This is a genomic window from Neobacillus vireti (genome assembly GCF_036962345.1).
Classification (GTDB): domain Bacteria; phylum Bacillota; class Bacilli; order Bacillales; family Cytobacillaceae; genus Neobacillus; species Neobacillus vireti_A.
On record NZ_JBALNB010000029.1, the window covers coordinates 1 to 16,894 of the forward strand.

The following is a 16,894-nucleotide window of genomic DNA, read 5'->3' on the forward strand; positions in this document are numbered from 1 at the left end:
CACTACTTCGGTTAACCCAACGGCAGTCTCAGAAGCAGCTATTTCAATTTCAGTATATGACTCTGGCTCTATTGCTTGGGTCCTTGAATCCAATTGGTATTCTATTTCATCATCAAAGAAATGGCTCAACTCATGTTCTACAACAGTCTCTGTTGCTTTAGCAGGTCTGTTAAACCCAAAAATAGGTGAAGGGATTTCTGTCAGCTGGAACGGTTTTTTCTGAACAGGAGGCAGAATTTTTTTAATTTCCGGCAAGTTCTTTTTCTCTGAACTTTTACTTTCAGGAGCTTGCTCTTGCCTAATTCGGCGGTCTGCCTTTTCAGATTTAACTATAGGTACCTCAGATTTCAGCTGGAATTTAAGGCTTCCTTTAGGATATTGATAAGAAATTTTAGTTTCTAGATAATGACGGCCCTCCAATATTTTATGAGACGAAATTCTATCCTGCTGCTTGTTATGTATGTCATATTCAGCATATTCATCATCCTTGTCCTTTATAAACTTTTGAAAAAAGTTTTGTATCCAGCTCAAAACAATCACTCTTTCTACTCTTTCTATCACTCTATTTTAACAGGTATTATTAATTTTTCGACAAAAAATCTAAGAATAAGCAAAAAAGACCACTTATCGTGATCCTTTTCCGTCCGTATTTCTTGTCTTCCCTAAGATAAATATTGGTTCTAGTTCTCCATCCTCATACAAGAAAGATAATGCCGTTATTGGCACACGGCCATTCGCAAAAAAGCTCATGGCCATTTGTGCTAATACATCATACCCTGTGTTATTTTGAATATCGGCGATAATTAAGACGTCCTGATGGGGAACAGCAAGTACCATGGTCCCAGTGATTTTTTTATTCATCTCATTTAAAAAGCCTTTATTTAATATCCGGCTTGCATCGTATCCATCATTTGAATTTAGAAAGTAAAATGTATTTCCAGCTACTTTGTCCTCTTTCAAAGCTGTCTTCAGGGATCTGACATTAAATAAGGCAATTTCTTTAATCCGGCTTGCCTGCCATCCCTCTTTTTCCATGATTCGTGAATCTATTAGACGGTATGTATTTCCCATATCATAAGCATAATATATTTTGGTTTCCGCTGTATGATCATCCGTTAAAAATGCAACACCTTCTTCGGCTTCAAGCGGAAAGGAGGTAGAGCGAATAACTGGAAAAATTTTTTTCTCATGGTCTGTTAACTGGACTGTATCCGTCATGGCCTTCAGACCTTCTTCTACATAATAAACCACTTCATCAATTGCCTTTTCTTTTTCTGTATACCACTTAGCAACAATACCTGCTAACGTTATCGTTATTCCTTTTCCAATACTTTTATTTTCAATCCGCAGCTGATCCTTTTCTCGATCATATGTGATTAACCGATCATCACCAGCTAAGCGTGATTCTAATTCTCTTTTCATTTTAATACTATCCATTTTCATTTTCATCCCTCCATAGCCCCTTCATTGTACATGAAAAAACCTCTATCGCAAAAGAAAGACGATGGAGGTTTTGGAATGGTTTATTTTAAACCATTAATAAATTCTTCTATTTCTTCTTGGGTTTTCCGATCTTTGCTTACAAATCGACCTAGTTCTTTCCCGTTTTCAAATGCGATAAAGCTTGGAATACCGTAGACCTCTAACTGTTGGCATAACTCAATATGCTGATCTCGATCAACATGAATAAAAGTGAATTCACTATACTTCGCCTCTACTTCTGGGAGTATCGGCTCAATAACCCGACAATCAGGACACCAGTTTGCTGAAAACATGAATATTGTTTTTTCTCCATCACGAAGCTGTTCAAATTGCTCTATAGAAGCTAAATTTTCCAAACCAAATCTCTCCTTTTAAAAAAATTCTCGTTATTTTCCATTTTCCACAGATTTAACGATTTGTGTCATCGCTGCCGCCTCATTTTTTAAGCTGCTTGTTTTAATCAGGGTAGTAATTTTTGTTCCACCTATCCCAATGGTCATTTCATTCATATCTTCTTCTAATTGGTTGATAATTAAGTAACCAAACTGATCGTTTTCCTTAAATTTCTCATTTATCTCAATGTCTTTATTTTGTGCAACTGTTGATTTATACACGACATCGCTTGCTTTATTTTCTTGAGGATTATTAAAAAGAATATATTTTTTTGATCCATTTTTTAAAAGTATATTATTCGGAGATTCATCTTCGATCTCATAACCAAATGGTAAGTAAAAATCAATATCTCCACTATTTTTATTTGTCTTTTTGTCCTTTTCATTAAGTGCTTCTTTTACTACTTTAATTGTTTCTTTACTTTCTGCTTTAAAGTTCGATTTTCCACAGGCACTTAGTAAAAAAATGGATACGAGTACAATCAAAATGGCATTAAAGAATCTCAGCTTCCTTCGCCTCCTATAACGACAATTATCCTATCTACATCATACATTCCATAAAGTAGAAATGACAAGTTTTTTGTCGATATTTAGCGACAAAACAGGATAGATATCACTATTATTTATTTTTCATGGCTGTTTGATAGTGATATTGTCCTACTAAAAGATTCGTAATATGTGAAAACATCTCTGAACGGTTTATCAAACCATTGGTAAAGATGCCAATCGCTCCTTCATTCTTACGGACATTTTCTTTTTTAGCATAATCGACCATTACTGGTCCTAGTTCTTCTCCAGCTCTTAATCTCCCTGCAATTTCTTCTGGGAGGAGTAACCTTGCACCGCCAGCAATAATCGGTTCCCTATTCTTTGAAGCTAAAGCACCCCAATTACACAGTAACAAACCATGAGCAGATTCCTGTACCCCTCCTTCAAGACCGATTCCAATATCGCCATTCCCCATTTGCATTGCACCAACTGCTCGATTAATAGCTCCTTTAATGGTCTCTTCATCTGAAAATGGCTGTTCACTTACTCCTGAGGGGATGTCTAACGAAAGAAACTCCGTTTGTTGATTATGAAAAGATCTTTTTACTGCAGCAACTTTTGCAGGATTATTTGACCCAATAATTACTTTCATATTTCAGTCTCCTTTTTTCCACATAAAAAGAAGGCATCATCCATGCCTCCTTCATCTCAATTAACTGTTTGCATTGATGGTATCTACCGTTGTTTGATCACAAGCCTTTACAAGCTTAACAAGTAATTCCTTCGCTGCAGCATAATCATCCGTATGAATCATAGAAGCATGTGTATGAATGTAGCGTGAACAAATACCGATTACACCGCTTGGGACACCTTCATTTGATTGATGTACGCGTCCTGCATCGGTTCCACCTTGCGAAACGAAATATTGGTACGGGATTTTGTTTGTTTCTGCCGTATCAAGAATAAATTCTCTTAATCCACGGTGTGTTACCATTGATCTATCTAGAATTCGGAGTAACGCTCCCTTCCCTAATTGACCAAATTCTGATTTACTTCCAGACATATCGTTTGCAGGGCTCGCATCTAATGCAAAAAAGATATCTGGTTTAATCATATTGGCTGCAGTTTGTGCACCACGGAGTCCTACTTCCTCTTGAACCGTTGCCCCAGAATAGAGGATATTCGGCAAGGTTTCGTCTTTTACCTCCTGAAGAAGTTCAATAGCAAGACCACAGCCGTAACGGTTGTCCCACGCTTTTGCGAGAATTTTCTTTTCATTTGCCATTGGTGTAAAAGGACAAATTGGCAAGATCGGCTGACCTGGTCTAATTCCGATGCGTTCTGCGTCTTCACGATCATCCGCACCAATATCAATGAGCATATTTTTAATATCCATTGGTTTGTTTTTCTTAGATTCATCTAATAAATGTGGAGGTATAGAGCCTATGACTCCAATTACTGGTCCGTTATTTGTCATAACCTGAACACGCTGCGCTAATAATACTTGACTCCACCAGCCTCCTAGTGGTTGAAACCTCAGCATCCCATTGTCCGTAATCTGCGTAACCATGAATCCTACTTCATCCATGTGACCAGCAACCATGATGGTTGGTCCCGTTTGAGTACCTTTTTTAACCCCAAATATACTTCCTAGTTTATCTTGGACAATTTCATCTGAATATTGGGCTAACTGTTCTCTCATGAAATTTCTGACTAAATGTTCATTGCCAGGTGCCCCTTGTAGTTCCGTTAATGTTTTAAAAAGATTCAATGTCTGTTGATTCAAAGATATTTCCCCCTCAATTGAGTATGTACAACAATATGTATATTTTTATATTACTGAAATTTTGCATCGCTTACCAATAATTAATTTGTCTAAAGGAATTATTATGTTCCTCTTACTAAATGAGATATACTGGAAATAAGCGCAATTTTATTTTGGAGGTGCTTTATGAACTGGAAATCATTTATCCTTGGGGCCGCAGTCGGAGTCATCAGCGGCTATGCTGTTAAGGAAATCATTTCACAAAAGACATATGTTTCCCCTGAAAAAGTATTGGAGAACGTCAAAAAACAATTTAATCAAAATGGACCGATTAGCGGCTCTTGGATACATATGGTCACAGAGCCTTTTGAAAAGCACCAAATCAAGTATCAGGTTTATAAGGGCGGTATCTCAAAAAGCCATAATGGAGTTAATGAGCAATTTGAATTTATAGCAGACGCTTCAACAGGTACCCTTTTAGACGTAAAAGCAGCCACAGAGCCAGCCCTATAAAAGACAGAAGCCGTATCCATAATGGGTACGGCAGTTTCGTTGTTATTTTGACCTTATTTTACTCTCATTATGCTTTCGAGAATTTGCCCATCTGGGCCCCATTTAACTGCTCGGTAAAAAGCATCATGATAAAAAGTGAACCAAGCATTTTTATCCTTCACATAGTTCCCCCATTTTTCCTTTGCCGCTATTGAATCCATCGGGTAATCGTCATAGGCCATAACCCATAAAGGATTTTTATGGGCATGTGTCGGCATTAAGTCTGCCATATGGATAGCCATTTCTCCTTCATCCTCAATCATAAGGATAGAATGTCCATTGCTGTGACCTCCCGTATGAAACATACTAATGGCTCCCAAACTCCATTTTTCATCAAATGGAATCACTTGTGATTGGATTGCTTCCCAATTTTCCTTCCAATATGCACTTTTTGAGCGTATATTTGGATTCCGCATTTCATCCCATTCAATGGTTGAGGTAATAATCTTGGCTCTAGGGAATGTTGATTGATACTCCCCATCTTCCAACTTGGTCAATCCACCCACATGATCATTATGCATATGTGTCATTAAAACATAATCAATATCTTCTGGATGTAACCCTAACTTTTGTAATGATCCCTCCACGTCAGATTTCGCAGTAACACCAAAATTCCGAAGTTGTTTTTCCGATAATTTTCCGCTTCCGATTCCTGCTTCCACTAAAATATTTTTGCCATCCATTTGGATTAAGATTGGATCTGTAGGAAGTTCAATTAGGTTTTTGTCATTAGGCGGATACTTTTTCGACCACAATACTTTGGGAACTACACCAAACATTGCACCGCCATCTAAATTTGTGACTCCTCCTGATAACCATGTAAGCTGAACCCTGCCGATTGTTAACGTTTCCATTTCCTTCCCCCTTTGTCCTGTTATTTCCATATTAACACATATAAAAAGGACAGTCCCTTTGAAAGACTGTCCTGCGATTAGTTTTGATATTTTACTTCACAACGATAGATACGATTTCCCATTTCAGAAAACTTTTGCTCATACTCTGTCATGATGTTTCCTTCAAATTCACTTTTATGAAGATCAAGGCTGAGGAAGGTTAATAATAACCCATATTCAGAAAAACTCTTTAAAGAATATTCAAATAATCCTTGATTATCCGTTTTAAAGTGGATTTCTCCTTTATCCACCAATATGGATTCATAAAGCTTTAAGAAATCCTTATAGGTTAATCTTCTTTTTTCATGACGAGTTTTTGGCCAAGGATCTGAGAAATTCAAATAGACCCTATCAACATCATTTTTTTCAAAATATTTATTTAAGTCACCCGCATTCACATTAAGCAGCCTTAGGTTTGGTAAATCTGCTTCAATTAGCCGATCTAACGCCTTCACAATAACCGAATCATAAATTTCAATTCCCATATAATTAATGTCGGGGTGGGCCTTAGCCATTTCTGTAATAAAACGTCCCTTGCCTGTCCCTACCTCGATATGAAGCGGCTGTTGATTGTTAAAAACCTCATGCCACTTTCCTTTATAAGTTTCTGGGTCGGCCACAATATACTGTGGATGTGCCTCAATATATTCCCTTGCCCATGGTTTATTCCTAAGTCTCATTTTGCCACTCCTAAAAATCATATTCATTTTATTATTGGTAATAATGGGGTGTACCATTAATGTATAAACAAAAAAAGAATTCACAACCTAACTGTGAATTCTTTTTATTTTCACTTGAAAGGGTGTTCGAACATGCCATTAAGTCATCAGGACCAAGTTTCATTACTAAAAGATATTTTAAATAATCATCAAACCGACTGCTGTGGATCTGTTTCCGAATGTGAACAATTGGAACGATTAGTAAAATCTTTAATGGTAAACACACAAATTGATCAAAATGTTAAAAGTGTTTTACAGGAGGTATATAATTACAGTCAGCATGGTGCCCAAACAGCTGATTTGGATGAACATATACTTTCTAACCAAGGTAATTTGTCTCAATGGGTATCAAATATTGACTCGTTTTCTTAATTATAAAAGACCATCTAAAAAAGTGATCCATTTTTCCATTTCCTGATTCCTATCTTTGTTCTTGTACCATTGAATGGAAGATAGGGTTTGCAGTGCCACATACCATTTCATTCGGAGCTTTAAATTTTCTGTTAACGGTTTACCATACATGGCTAACCAGCTATTCCAACTATCCTCAGGAATATACCAGTAAAGCAGCATGCCAAGGTCAATTGCCGGGTCAGCAATCATCGCACCATCCCAGTCAATTAAATACAACTGGTTGTCTTCTGTTAACAGCCAGTTGTTATGGTTGACATCGCCATGACACACTACCTGTTCATTAGAAAGAATATTTTTTTCCTCGTTTAGTAGAAAACTCAGTGTTTCTTTTACAACGGGTAATGATAGTACCTCTTCATCCAATTGGTCAATGATTGATTGAAAAATTGTGTCTGGCTGTAATGGCTCCATTTCAAGCCTGCTTAACATCGCAACCATTGGTTCTGAGCGGTGAATTTTCCTAAGCATCCTTGCAACAGCTTCATGATTCATATCGGCAGACTTTAATTCCCGCCCAGGCAGCCATTGCTGTGCTGTAATCACATCTCCGTTTTCCAATCGTCTTGTCCAAACAAGCTTTGGGACGATTCCTTCTGCAGATAATACGGCTAGAAATGGAGAGGAATTGCGTTTTAGAAAAAGCCTTTGGTCTTCAAAGCAAGCAAAAAAAGCCTCTCCCGTTTTACCCCCCGCAGGGACAATCTCCCATTCTTGTCCTAATATATGTTCCAATATTGTTCACCTTCAATGTATGCCGTTCTAAAAATAGGTCAAAAAACACCCATTTAGTAGTTTTAGTAGAAAATATTATTTAGAAAAATAAAAAAAGCTATTGGACAATAGCACACAATAGCCATCTTAATAAATTTTATCTCCAATTGGCTTTAGTAGTCAAGTATATATGAACAAACTATTTTTTTGCCAGTATAGTTACACAAACAGGCTCTAGAACGATTTCTTTACCTTCTACTCTTTGTTTGGAATAAATTTCCGCCTTTTTATCATTGGCAATTACGTTCCAAGCTCCGGTAGAAATTTCAATCGTTTGTTTTCTCCTCAAAGGGTTAATCAAAAGCAGCACTTCCCGAAAATCTTCGCTTTGATTTTGAAAGGAAAACCCAATAAGCGGCGTTGGCAGCGGTAAAATATGAGTATTTGTTCGTATTTCCTCCGCATTGTTCATTCGAAAGCACGGTAAGGCTTTACGGATTTGAATTAGACCTTTGATATATTCAACATTATCTTGATGGAGGTCCTTACGATCCCAATCAAGCTGGTTAATATGATTAGGGGATTTATAACTATTCCCATCGCCTCGTTTTGTTCGGAAGAACTCCTGTCCACTGTGAAGAAAAGGTATTCCTTGTGATAATAATACAATAGCAGTTGCAAGCCGGTGATATTTAATATGGAATAAAGGGTCTAAATCTGAAAGACAAGAACCAAGTTTATCCCACATAGTGTGATTATCATGACATTCTACATAATTCACCGATTGTGTGGGCTGATTGAAAAGACCACTGGCTGGTTCATCTAAACCAATGCTGCCAGTTATGGTTTCTAGTGCGCCTTTATGGTAATGCTCATTTCCAAGTACATACCCTTTGTCATACAAATTAAAGGTACTCCCCTTGATCGAATCACGAAATTTATCATTAAATTGACCAATTGCTGGAAGCTTAGATTGATTCCGAAGGATTGCCTTTTTCTCAATTGGAAGTGGAGTATTCAAGTTCCAGCCTTCTCCAATAATTAACGTTCCCTTTTGAATGCTATCACAGGTCTTTCTAACCTCCTGCATGGTATCAATATCTAAAATCCCCATTAAATCAAATCGAAACCCATCTATATGATATTCCTCCATCCAAAAACGAACAGAATCTACGATAAACTTTTTCATCATTTTTCTCTCAGAGGCAATATCATTTCCAACACCCGTTCCGTTTGCTGGGAACCCAAGCTCATTATGGCGGAAGTAATAACCCGGAACGATTTTTTCAAAAGAGGATGTTTCCCGAATATATACATGATTATAGACAACATCCATAATCACTCTTATTCCTTGACTGTGAATAGAATCAATTAATTTCTTAAGTTCAATGATTCTTGAATAGGGGTCTGAGGGATTTGTTGAATACGAGCCTTCAGGCACATTAAAGTGAATAGGGTTATACCCCCAATTATATTCTTTAGCAGGATCTAACTCATCTACTCCTGCAAAATCATTGAAAGGCAGGAATTCAATATGTGTGATGCCTAGATCCTTAACATAGGAGAGTCCAGTGAGTTCGCCATTTTTACTTTTTGTATTTAACTCTGCAGCACCAAGATAGAGTCCCTTTTGTTTAACGCCGCTATTGGGATGGATGGTGAAATCTCTGATATGCGTTTCATAAATGATCGCATCTACTGGATTTTCAAAAGGAGGCAGCGGTGGTTTTTCTCTCCGTGTTTTCTCTAACTTTACAATAACCCCTAACTCTCCATTCGCAGTGACTGCAACGGCGTATGGATCAACTGATTCCCGCCATTCCTGATTTACAAGGACTAGAAACGTATATTGATAAAGTTCTAAATCAGAGTGAACAACCGTTGACCATACCCCTTTTTCTTCCCGTCTCATCTTGATAATTTCTGAAAAAGTACTATTAGCTTTTCGTAATTTTACTTTTACTTGTGCAGCTGTTGGTGCCCAAATTTTAAACTGTGTTTGATTGGCCTCACATTTAACCCCTAGGTCATTTCCATCATAGAAAAAACGTTCATCAAATGCTCCTGTTCGAATGACAGCCCCAATTTGAAGATCGGTTTTTCCTCCATGCTCATCTAAAATCCAGTAGGGATGACCAAAAGAAATTTCCTCAGAAAGCCTGCATATATATTTATTATGGTTCTCAATTTGCTGTTTTTTGATCAATTGTATCGGTTTAACCTGCTGTGAATCATCGGTAATCGAGAAAGTGGAAGACAAACCATGATGATAGGAAAGTGGAAGAAGAATCGTAATGATATCCATCTCATCTAAATAGGCTTGGAAATTTCGTTCATTGGGATTCATTCACGTCCCTCTCTTTCAGATCAATATCTCGCAAACTTCGCACCCTCGTTAAGACTTTTAGCGTTTTGGTTTGAACATGAATGTTTAAGGGGGTAAATCCAATATCTTCACCATCTGCATGGACATATAAAGGTGATGAGGATTGAATTGTAACCATTTGTCCCTTAAATGTTTTTACTTCTTTAAAGTGGATATGCTTCCCCCAAAAAACACTGATAAAAACCAATAATAGCTTCAACCTAGATAAATGATGAACGACTGTAATGTCTAAGAGTCCGTCATTTGGGACTGCCCCAGGGGCAATTTTCATGCCTCCTCCGTAATAGGGTTGATTGGAAACAGTTACAAACCACGTTTGTTCAAGTATATGCCTGCTCCCGTCAATTGATAAATCAATTGTTGAGCATTTATAAGAAAAAAGCTTTTTTAGTAAAAAATACACATAAACCAGTCGGCCTAAAGATAGTTTATTTAGCCAAGCTTTCATTTTAGATCGGTTCACTTCATATGAAATTAGTGCATCGAACCCTGTACCCATATTATTAATAAAATAATGCTCACAATTATCTTTCATAGAAACCTTACCAATATCGATTAATGGTGCTTCTTTTTCCATCAGGCCAAGAATAAACTCTACTGCTTCTTTTGGATTTGCGGGTATATGATATCCTCTTGAAAAATCATTTCCTGAACCACCGGGTATGAAACCTAGAGTAATATTCTTATATTTTACAACTCCATTCATTACCTCGCTTATGGTTCCGTCGCCCCCAAGGGCAATAATGACTTTATGGTCATTATTTTCCTCCGCAATGTGTGCCGCTAGTTTAATCGCATGACCGTGATATTCTGAAAAAAAGGCCAAATAAGGAATATAATCATCCTTTAATTTGGATTCAACTTTTTTCCAGACGTTTAAACTGTATCCATTTCTAGCCTTCGGATTGATAATAAAATAGAGTTGTTTCATACAACCAACCTTCAACATTAATTTTCAGAAGAGATTCGTCCTTTACCGCCTCTTTGAGGACAAATCTATTTTATTCCTTTTGATGATTTGTCCTTAATGCCCCTACTTGAGGACAAATCTAATTGGTTCCTCATGAAGATTTGACCTTAATACCCGTTTATTCCAATAGGTATTTTTCTTTTACTTCGTATTTTGGTGTTTGATCAAGATGTGTTTGGTATAAAACTACTTCATTTGCTTGAAATAGGAGCGGATTGGGCTGTAACTCATCAAGGAGTCTTTTATGAAAGTGCTGATCCCCTGTCCACTTTCGTGCAAGGGTGATATGAGGTTTAAATGGTCTTGTTTCAAGTTGAAAACCAGCTTCTAAGCAGGATTTGAACACCTTTTCTCTAACTTCTCGCAGCTCATTGCTTTCTCTCGTATTCGCCCAGAAAATACGCGGTGAATCCACCTTTCCAAACGTACCAAGATTGTTTATTTCTAAAGGAAATCCCTTACATTCACGTAAAGCTTCGCGAACATTTTCTATAGCAATAGAAAGTTTCTCTGCAGGTGCATTGCCTAAAAAGGCTAATGTAATGTGTAAATCTTCATGGTGAACCCAGGTGCTGAATGGGAGAATTTCTTTAAACCTATCTCTATGCTTTTTCATGATCAGCTTTGTCTCTTGTGGAATTTTAATAGCGAAGAAATAATGTGTTTGCTTGTTCATATTTATCATTCCTTTTCTTATTTTAGACTATTTTTTCCTATGTTGAGTGTATTTAACAGCATTATTAGGGCTCTTATCTTATACTTTGTCAGTTTCCGCAGAAAAACAGCCTAACATAAAGAGAAACGTGCACCAGATGTTTTAATCCGCTGCACGCACATTCGCTACATATCTTTATCAACAAGTACACCACATTGTTTTTCAATTTCTTTTTCAAATAGTTTCTGCAATTTTTTGGTGATTGGCCCAGGAACTCCCGTTTTAACTTTCTGCCCGCTTATTTCAATCACCGGCGTTACTTCTGCTGTTGTACTTGATAAAAATACTTCGTCAGCTTCATCAAGTTCTGCTAACGAGACTGTCCGCTCTTTTACTGGGATATTGTTTTTTATACAAAGGTCCAAAATAACATCTTTCGTAATTCCTTTTAGGATTAAGTTGTTCGATTCATGGGTGATGACCGTCCCATCTTTAACGATAAAAATATTAGATGAACTGCCCTCTGTGACATCTTGGCCGCGGTGCTGAATGGCTTCAAAACACCCCTCTTCGCTGGCCTTTTGTTTAGCTAGTATATTCGCAAGTAAATTTAAGCTTTTAATATCACAGCGAAGCCAGCGAATGTCTTCCGTCAAGATGGTCTTTACACCTGTTTTCAGGTTGTCGAACGGTCTAACTCCCCGAATTGTATAGGCCACTAGTGTTGGAGGAACAGAGCCTGCTGGAAATACATGATTACGAGGTGCAATCCCTCGAGTAACCTGCATATAAATATTGCCTGTCACAAGATTATTTTTTATAACTAATTTTTCTAACAGGCCAGTTAATTGAGTACTCGTATATGCTAATGAAATCCCTATACTTTCAGCACTTTTTGCAAATCTGTTTAAATGTTCAGCTGCCGTAAACATCTTTCCATTATAAACACGTATTACCTCGTAAACACCATCACCAAACTGATAGCCTCGGTCTTCTACATCTATCATGGCTTCGGACCTCTCAATAATTTCCCCGTTCAATAATGCAAATTCCATTCTTACACTCCCCCTAATGTTCATTACTTAGCTAACTCATAAATGGCCTGTGCATAAATAGCAGTCGCTTTCAATAAGTCATCGATTTCGATATATTCATCTTTTTGATGGGCTATATCTGGTCTTCCTGGAAATAAGGGACCAAATGCTACACCTGCTTTTAAGGACCGTGCATATGTTCCTCCGCCAATCGAAATCAATTCAGCCTCTTCACCCGTTTGTTCTTCATAAACCTTTTTTAAGGTTTGAATTAAGAATTCATTTTCGTCGACATGGTGGGGTTTGGTGTCCTTAAATTTTGTAATCGCAAAACCTTCATTTAACAAAAGTTCATCTAGCTTTCCTTTGGCAGCCTCCATATTGTTCGTAACCGGATATCTGCAAGTTATCCCAATGCTGCCGCCAGACTCAGGGAAGTAAGAAAGCTTCCCAGGGTTGATGGTTAATTCACCAGAGATTTCATCTGAGAATGCTACTCCTAGGTTCACAGCACGGGAATCATTAAAGAAATAGTGAGAGACAAATTTAAAATAGTGTGCAGCCAAATCGTCTAATTCCAATTTCGAAAGGAATTCTGCTAGAAATAAACCAGCATTTATTCCCTTTTTCGGCTCCATTCCATGAGCAGATACACCCTTTACTTCAAGTATGAGGTCTCCTTTTTCAACATAAGAACTGTGTTCTAATTTATTTTGCTTCATAAACTCTGTATATCTTTGGATAACTTCCGTTTGACTCCCTTTAATGCATAAGGTTGCCGTTGCAAAATCCGGAACCATATTGTATCTTTGACCGGATGTAAAAGTAAGAACTTCAACATTCGCTGTTCCAGTATCTGTGATAGACTTTTGCTGCGTCATATCCAAATCTGCGATTCCTTTTTCGGCATTAATAATCGGGAAATCTGCGTCAGGTGCGAAGCCTAAGGTTGGCATTTCTTCTTCTTTAAAATAATGCTCCACACAACGCCAATCGCTTTCTTCATCCGTACCAATAATCATCCTGATTCGTTTATTTAGCGGCAGACCAAGTTCCTTTACTATTTTCATTGCATAATAAGAACCCATTGTAGGACCCTTATCATCAATCGCTCCTCGGGCATATATTTTCCCATCGCGAATTTCAGCGGCAAAGGGATCACTGCTCCAACCGTCACCTTCTGGAACAACATCAACATGGCAGAGGATACCGAGTAACTCATCTCCCTCGCCAAATTCCAAATGTCCAGCTACATTTCCAACATTCTTTGGAGTGAACCCGTCTTTTTCACCAAGAGTAAGCATGAAATCTAATGCTTCTTTCACACCTTTGCCAAGCGGGGCATCGGGAAAAGTATTTTCCTCGTCTAAAAGACTTTTAATATGTAATAATCTCTGGGTATCTCTCAAGAGATCATCTTTTCTCTTCTCTACTTCAGCCATCCAATTAATTATTGTCAATAGTGTTCCTCCTATTTCCTTAATTGGTTATTTACACCTACGCCAATATCTTACCAATTTTCCTTACAAAAACGAAATGATTTTCCCCTTCTTGTCCTATCATTAATTTACAAATAATTCAATCGATTTGTCATAATCTTAACATTTACACCCATAGACTATAGTAAGAATCAGGAAAGGGAGGGAAAAAAACGAACAATTATTGTTAATAAGATATGTTTTTTATGTAAATTATTCGCAATTGGTGGAAATTTTCAGAAATTGTGGGTACAATATATTTAAGTCATCAGGGTATCCACTGCAACTATCTATTAAAAAAAGGAGTTGTCTGCGGGGAAAAAATTACATACTAATCTTAGAGGCTGTCGGTAGAGGGATAGACAATAGGTTTTAAAAATGGATAGGGAGTGGTTCTTTGAAACCTTCGACTAACCGGATGTTAAACCGCATCAAATGTATCTACATGTTTATTCGTAATAAAGGCACAGTCACGACGCAAGAACTTGTAGAGGAATTTGGTATCACTCCTCGCACCATACAACGGGATTTAAATGTTTTAGCCTATAATGACTTGGTAATAAGCCCAAGCCGCGGAAAATGGACGACAACACAAAAGAAAGTTAAAATGTCATCTTAAAATATGAATAAACAGCTTTTGCAAACAAGCACGCGATAACCTCGCGTGCTTGTTTGCTTTTATTTTTAAAATAGTGTTGAATATCTAGTATAATATGATATATTAGTATAATATTTTAACGCGTAAAAGCGTTTAAGCGAAAAAGTGACAACTCCATAAATAAAGGTAGGATCATCATGGAAAATAATCAACATGATTTAAAAAAAGGATTACTGCCAAGGCACGTTCAATTTATTGCCTTAGCTGGAATGATTGGTACAGGAATTTTTAAAGGAAGCTCTGATACGTTAAGTATAGCAGGTCCTAGTGTTATCTTTACGTATTTAATAGGCGGGCTGCTATTATTCATCGTAATGGCTGCTTTGGGTGAGATGGCCATTGCTTTTCCCAACCATAATGTCCAGCTGCTTCTGTATCGAGCTTTTGGTTTTAAACTTTCATTTATAACCGGCTGGCTATACTGGATTAATTGGACCATTGTAATAACAGTTGAATTATTAGCAGCAGGAAGCTTTCTGCAATTTTGGTATCCTTCAATCCCACTATGGCTGCTTAGTCTGCTTTGTGCAGCTTTCATTATTGGCTTTAATTTATTCCCGGTAAAATATTACGGAGAACTAGAGTTTTGGTTTGCAGGAATAAAAATAGCTGCATTAGTTGCTTTCATCGTATTGGGTGCACTTATAATATTTGGTATATTCCCAAGTAATATTGAGGACCCTCTTTCAAACTATACGGCCCATGGCGGCTTTTTCCCTCATGGATGGAGTGGAATGCTGAGTGCCTTTCTTGTCGTTATGTTTTCATATGGCGGTGCTGAATTAATTGGGGTGGCAGTAACTGAAACAAAGGATGCCGAACGCGTCATGCCTAGTATTATTAAGGGTGCTGTTTGGCGGGTTATTATTTTTTATATCTTCCCTATTATCATTATTTGCGGTATTATTCCTTGGAATCAAGTAACCGGTCAAGATAGTCCATTTGTTCAAGTGTTCAATATTACAGGGTTGCCTGGTGCGGCACATGTAATGAATTTTATTCTTTTAACAGCGGTACTTTCAGCCGCAAATTCTGGGATTTACGCAACATCAAGAACACTTTTTTCAATGGCAAAAAGCGATGTTGCTCCGAAAGCATTGATGAAAACATCAAGAAACGGAATTCCCATTATAGGGCTTATGATTACAACAATCTGTTTATTAGTGGGCGTTTTCCTAGCTTATATCAGTCCTAGTAATATCATTAGTTATCTTATGACCATCCCTGGGTTCACGATTATGCTCGTTTGGATTGGTATTTGTGCAGCACATTTAAAACTCCGGCCGCAATATAAGATGAAACCTTCATTTCAAGTAAAATGGTTCCCATTTACTACGATTATTGCCATCTTAGCGTTGAGTTTGATTTTTATTGGATTTATTTTAAGCCCAAACAACCTTATTGGTTCGAGCGTGTCTCTACTCATTTTGGGACTTCTCATTTTCCTATCCTTTATAGCAAAAAAGAAGTGAGGCACTTTAGTGTGTCTCACTTTTTTTTTCCTTTATTCCTCTTTAAACAATTCATAAAGAAACCTTTTTCTATTTTCTAAAAAGTATTTTGTAATTGTGTAATGGTCTGTACTTTCATAGTCTATTTTCGAAATTTGACCGTGGTCGAAGCTATAAATTTCTGCATCTGGATATCCTAATAGGATAGGAGAATGTGTGGCGATGATGAATTGAGCATCTCCTTGTGTTTCAAGGTCATGGATAACTTTCAGAAGGGCTAATTGACGTGCAGGGGATAATGCAGCCTCAGGTTCATCTAATAGGTAAATGGCTTCTCCATTAAATCGATTTAGAAATAAAGACATAAAGGATTCTCCGTGGGATTGCTTTAATAAAGATTTCCCGCCATAATCCTTAAATCCATTCTCATCCACATCATCGATATGCGTCGCAAAATGATAAAACGATTCTGCCCGCAAAAAGAATCCATTCGTAATTTTAGGCATCCAAGAAAGTTTTATATAATTACCAAGCCCTGAATCTTTCTCATATACCTCATAAGTATTATTTCTCCCACCGCCAGCGGTATTAAAACCACATTAATCAGCAATTGCCTCTAATAAAGTTGATTTCCCGGATCCATTTTCACCTACAAAGAAGGTGACATTACTCTCAAACTTAATCTCGTCCAGGTTCGCTATTGAGGGGATGGAAAAAGGGTAATCGTTAAAAATGGGAATCTTTTCTTTTAATAAAGTAACTTTTTTTAAAAACATAACGCTCTCCCTATATAACATTTCTATATCATTCATTTTACACGATAGATGCAAAAAGCAGCTTTACTT

At 37.3% G+C, this 16,894-nt stretch carries 17 protein-coding genes and 2 pseudogenes; 4 read left to right on the forward strand and 15 right to left on the reverse strand.

Going from position 1 to position 16,894, the window contains the following annotated elements; all coding sequences use genetic code 11:
• The 6 genes and pseudogenes from V7108_RS26155 to V7108_RS26180 form a co-directional block, all read right to left on the reverse strand.
• Positions 1 to 540, reverse strand: a pseudogene (locus tag V7108_RS26155) (hypothetical protein); the annotation flags it as partial.
• An 84-nt stretch (positions 541 to 624) separates the two neighbouring features.
• Positions 625 to 1,437, reverse strand: a complete 813-nt coding sequence (locus V7108_RS26160; protein ID WP_335519975.1) for a DUF1444 domain-containing protein — start codon at positions 1,435 to 1,437, stop codon at positions 625 to 627.
• 86 nt (positions 1,438 to 1,523) lie between these two features.
• On the reverse strand, positions 1,524 to 1,838 hold the full coding sequence (locus V7108_RS26165) for a thioredoxin family protein (protein WP_335519973.1): 315 nt from the start codon (positions 1,836 to 1,838) through the stop codon (positions 1,524 to 1,526).
• A gap of 30 nt (positions 1,839 to 1,868) precedes the next feature.
• The gene (locus V7108_RS26170) at positions 1,869 to 2,360 is read right to left on the reverse strand and encodes a hypothetical protein (protein ID WP_335569815.1); all 492 of its coding nucleotides are present in this window, start codon (positions 2,358 to 2,360) and stop codon (positions 1,869 to 1,871) included.
• Positions 2,361 to 2,493: 133 nt separating this feature from the next.
• Positions 2,494 to 3,015 carry a DUF84 family protein gene (locus V7108_RS26175; RefSeq protein WP_335569816.1) on the reverse strand — a complete coding sequence of 174 codons (522 nt, stop codon included), beginning with the start codon at positions 3,013 to 3,015 and terminating at the stop codon, positions 2,494 to 2,496.
• A gap of 60 nt (positions 3,016 to 3,075) precedes the next feature.
• Complete coding sequence (locus V7108_RS26180; protein WP_335569817.1) at positions 3,076 to 4,149, reverse strand: M42 family metallopeptidase; 1,074 nt, start codon at positions 4,147 to 4,149, stop codon at positions 3,076 to 3,078.
• Positions 4,150 to 4,314: 165 nt separating this feature from the next.
• Between V7108_RS26180 and V7108_RS26185 the strand changes: the two genes are divergently transcribed.
• A complete protein-coding gene (locus V7108_RS26185) occupies positions 4,315 to 4,641 on the forward strand; it encodes a PepSY domain-containing protein (RefSeq protein WP_335516225.1) in 327 nt (108 codons plus the stop codon).
• 53 nt (positions 4,642 to 4,694) lie between these two features.
• Here V7108_RS26185 and V7108_RS26190 read toward each other — a convergent pair whose 3' ends face one another.
• Together V7108_RS26190 and trmB are read right to left on the reverse strand one after the other, a co-directional pair.
• Entirely contained in the window at positions 4,695 to 5,534 is an 840-nt protein-coding gene (locus V7108_RS26190) for a YtnP family quorum-quenching lactonase (protein ID WP_335516227.1), read from the reverse strand.
• A gap of 77 nt (positions 5,535 to 5,611) precedes the next feature.
• Positions 5,612 to 6,253 (reverse strand): tRNA (guanosine(46)-N7)-methyltransferase TrmB, encoded by a 642-nt coding sequence (gene trmB, locus V7108_RS26195; protein ID WP_335516229.1) that lies wholly within the window; start codon positions 6,251 to 6,253, stop codon positions 5,612 to 5,614.
• A 132-nt stretch (positions 6,254 to 6,385) separates the two neighbouring features.
• Between trmB and V7108_RS26200 the strand changes: the two genes are divergently transcribed.
• Positions 6,386 to 6,664 carry a YtzH-like family protein gene (locus V7108_RS26200; protein WP_132093300.1) on the forward strand — a complete coding sequence of 93 codons (279 nt, stop codon included), beginning with the start codon at positions 6,386 to 6,388 and terminating at the stop codon, positions 6,662 to 6,664.
• On the opposite strand, the gene V7108_RS26205 is transcribed toward V7108_RS26200, so the two are convergent.
• The 6 genes from V7108_RS26205 to pepV form a co-directional block, all read right to left on the reverse strand.
• On the reverse strand, positions 6,665 to 7,438 hold the full coding sequence (locus tag V7108_RS26205) for a phosphotransferase family protein (RefSeq protein ID WP_335569818.1): 774 nt from the start codon (positions 7,436 to 7,438) through the stop codon (positions 6,665 to 6,667).
• 178 nt (positions 7,439 to 7,616) lie between these two features.
• Positions 7,617 to 9,764: a type I pullulanase gene (pulA, locus tag V7108_RS26210; protein ID WP_335569819.1), complete on the reverse strand. Its 2,148-nt coding sequence runs from the start codon at positions 9,762 to 9,764 to the stop codon at positions 7,617 to 7,619.
• Positions 9,751 to 10,734 carry a diacylglycerol/lipid kinase family protein gene (locus tag V7108_RS26215; protein ID WP_335569820.1) on the reverse strand — a complete coding sequence of 328 codons (984 nt, stop codon included), beginning with the start codon at positions 10,732 to 10,734 and terminating at the stop codon, positions 9,751 to 9,753. The genes pulA and V7108_RS26215 overlap by 14 nt, the downstream gene beginning before the upstream one ends.
• Before the next feature lie 157 nt (positions 10,735 to 10,891).
• Positions 10,892 to 11,449 carry an RNA 2',3'-cyclic phosphodiesterase gene (gene thpR, locus V7108_RS26220; protein WP_335569821.1) on the reverse strand — a complete coding sequence of 186 codons (558 nt, stop codon included), beginning with the start codon at positions 11,447 to 11,449 and terminating at the stop codon, positions 10,892 to 10,894.
• A gap of 164 nt (positions 11,450 to 11,613) precedes the next feature.
• Entirely contained in the window at positions 11,614 to 12,483 is an 870-nt protein-coding gene (dat, locus tag V7108_RS26225) for a D-amino-acid transaminase (RefSeq protein ID WP_335569822.1), read from the reverse strand.
• 23 nt (positions 12,484 to 12,506) lie between these two features.
• Positions 12,507 to 13,922, reverse strand: coding sequence for a dipeptidase PepV (pepV, locus tag V7108_RS26230; RefSeq protein WP_335569823.1), 1,416 nt, complete (start codon positions 13,920 to 13,922; stop codon positions 12,507 to 12,509).
• Positions 13,923 to 14,337: 415 nt separating this feature from the next.
• Between pepV and V7108_RS26235 the strand changes: the two genes are divergently transcribed.
• Positions 14,338 to 14,559 carry a DeoR family transcriptional regulator gene (locus V7108_RS26235; RefSeq protein ID WP_063252171.1) on the forward strand — a complete coding sequence of 74 codons (222 nt, stop codon included), beginning with the start codon at positions 14,338 to 14,340 and terminating at the stop codon, positions 14,557 to 14,559.
• Between the two features lie 176 nt (positions 14,560 to 14,735).
• Positions 14,736 to 16,070: an amino acid permease gene (locus V7108_RS26240; protein WP_335512730.1), complete on the forward strand. Its 1,335-nt coding sequence runs from the start codon at positions 14,736 to 14,738 to the stop codon at positions 16,068 to 16,070.
• A 32-nt stretch (positions 16,071 to 16,102) separates the two neighbouring features.
• On the opposite strand, the pseudogene V7108_RS26245 reads toward V7108_RS26240, so the two are convergent.
• Positions 16,103 to 16,825 (reverse strand): annotated as a pseudogene (locus V7108_RS26245) (AAA family ATPase).
• Between the last annotated feature and the right edge of the window lie 69 nt (positions 16,826 to 16,894).

Coding starts and splice junctions, on each gene's coding strand:
- V7108_RS26240 (WP_335512730.1), top strand. CDS start 14,736: ATGGAAAATAATCAACATGATTTAAAAAAAGGATTACTGCCAAGGCAC.
- dat (WP_335569822.1), bottom strand. CDS start 12,483: ATGGAATTTGCATTATTGAACGGGGAAATTATTGAGAGGTCCGAAGCC.
- V7108_RS26200 (WP_132093300.1), top strand. CDS start 6,386: ATGCCATTAAGTCATCAGGACCAAGTTTCATTACTAAAAGATATTTTA.
- V7108_RS26160 (WP_335519975.1), bottom strand. CDS start 1,437: ATGGATAGTATTAAAATGAAAAGAGAATTAGAATCACGCTTAGCTGGT.
- V7108_RS26215 (WP_335569820.1), bottom strand. CDS start 10,734: ATGAAACAACTCTATTTTATTATCAATCCGAAGGCTAGAAATGGATAC.
- pulA (WP_335569819.1), bottom strand. CDS start 9,764: ATGAATCCCAATGAACGAAATTTCCAAGCCTATTTAGATGAGATGGAT.
- V7108_RS26185 (WP_335516225.1), top strand. CDS start 4,315: ATGAACTGGAAATCATTTATCCTTGGGGCCGCAGTCGGAGTCATCAGC.
- trmB (WP_335516229.1), bottom strand. CDS start 6,253: ATGAGACTTAGGAATAAACCATGGGCAAGGGAATATATTGAGGCACAT.
- V7108_RS26190 (WP_335516227.1), bottom strand. CDS start 5,534: ATGGAAACGTTAACAATCGGCAGGGTTCAGCTTACATGGTTATCAGGA.
- V7108_RS26175 (WP_335569816.1), bottom strand. CDS start 3,015: ATGAAAGTAATTATTGGGTCAAATAATCCTGCAAAAGTTGCTGCAGTA.
- thpR (WP_335569821.1), bottom strand. CDS start 11,449: ATGAACAAGCAAACACATTATTTCTTCGCTATTAAAATTCCACAAGAG.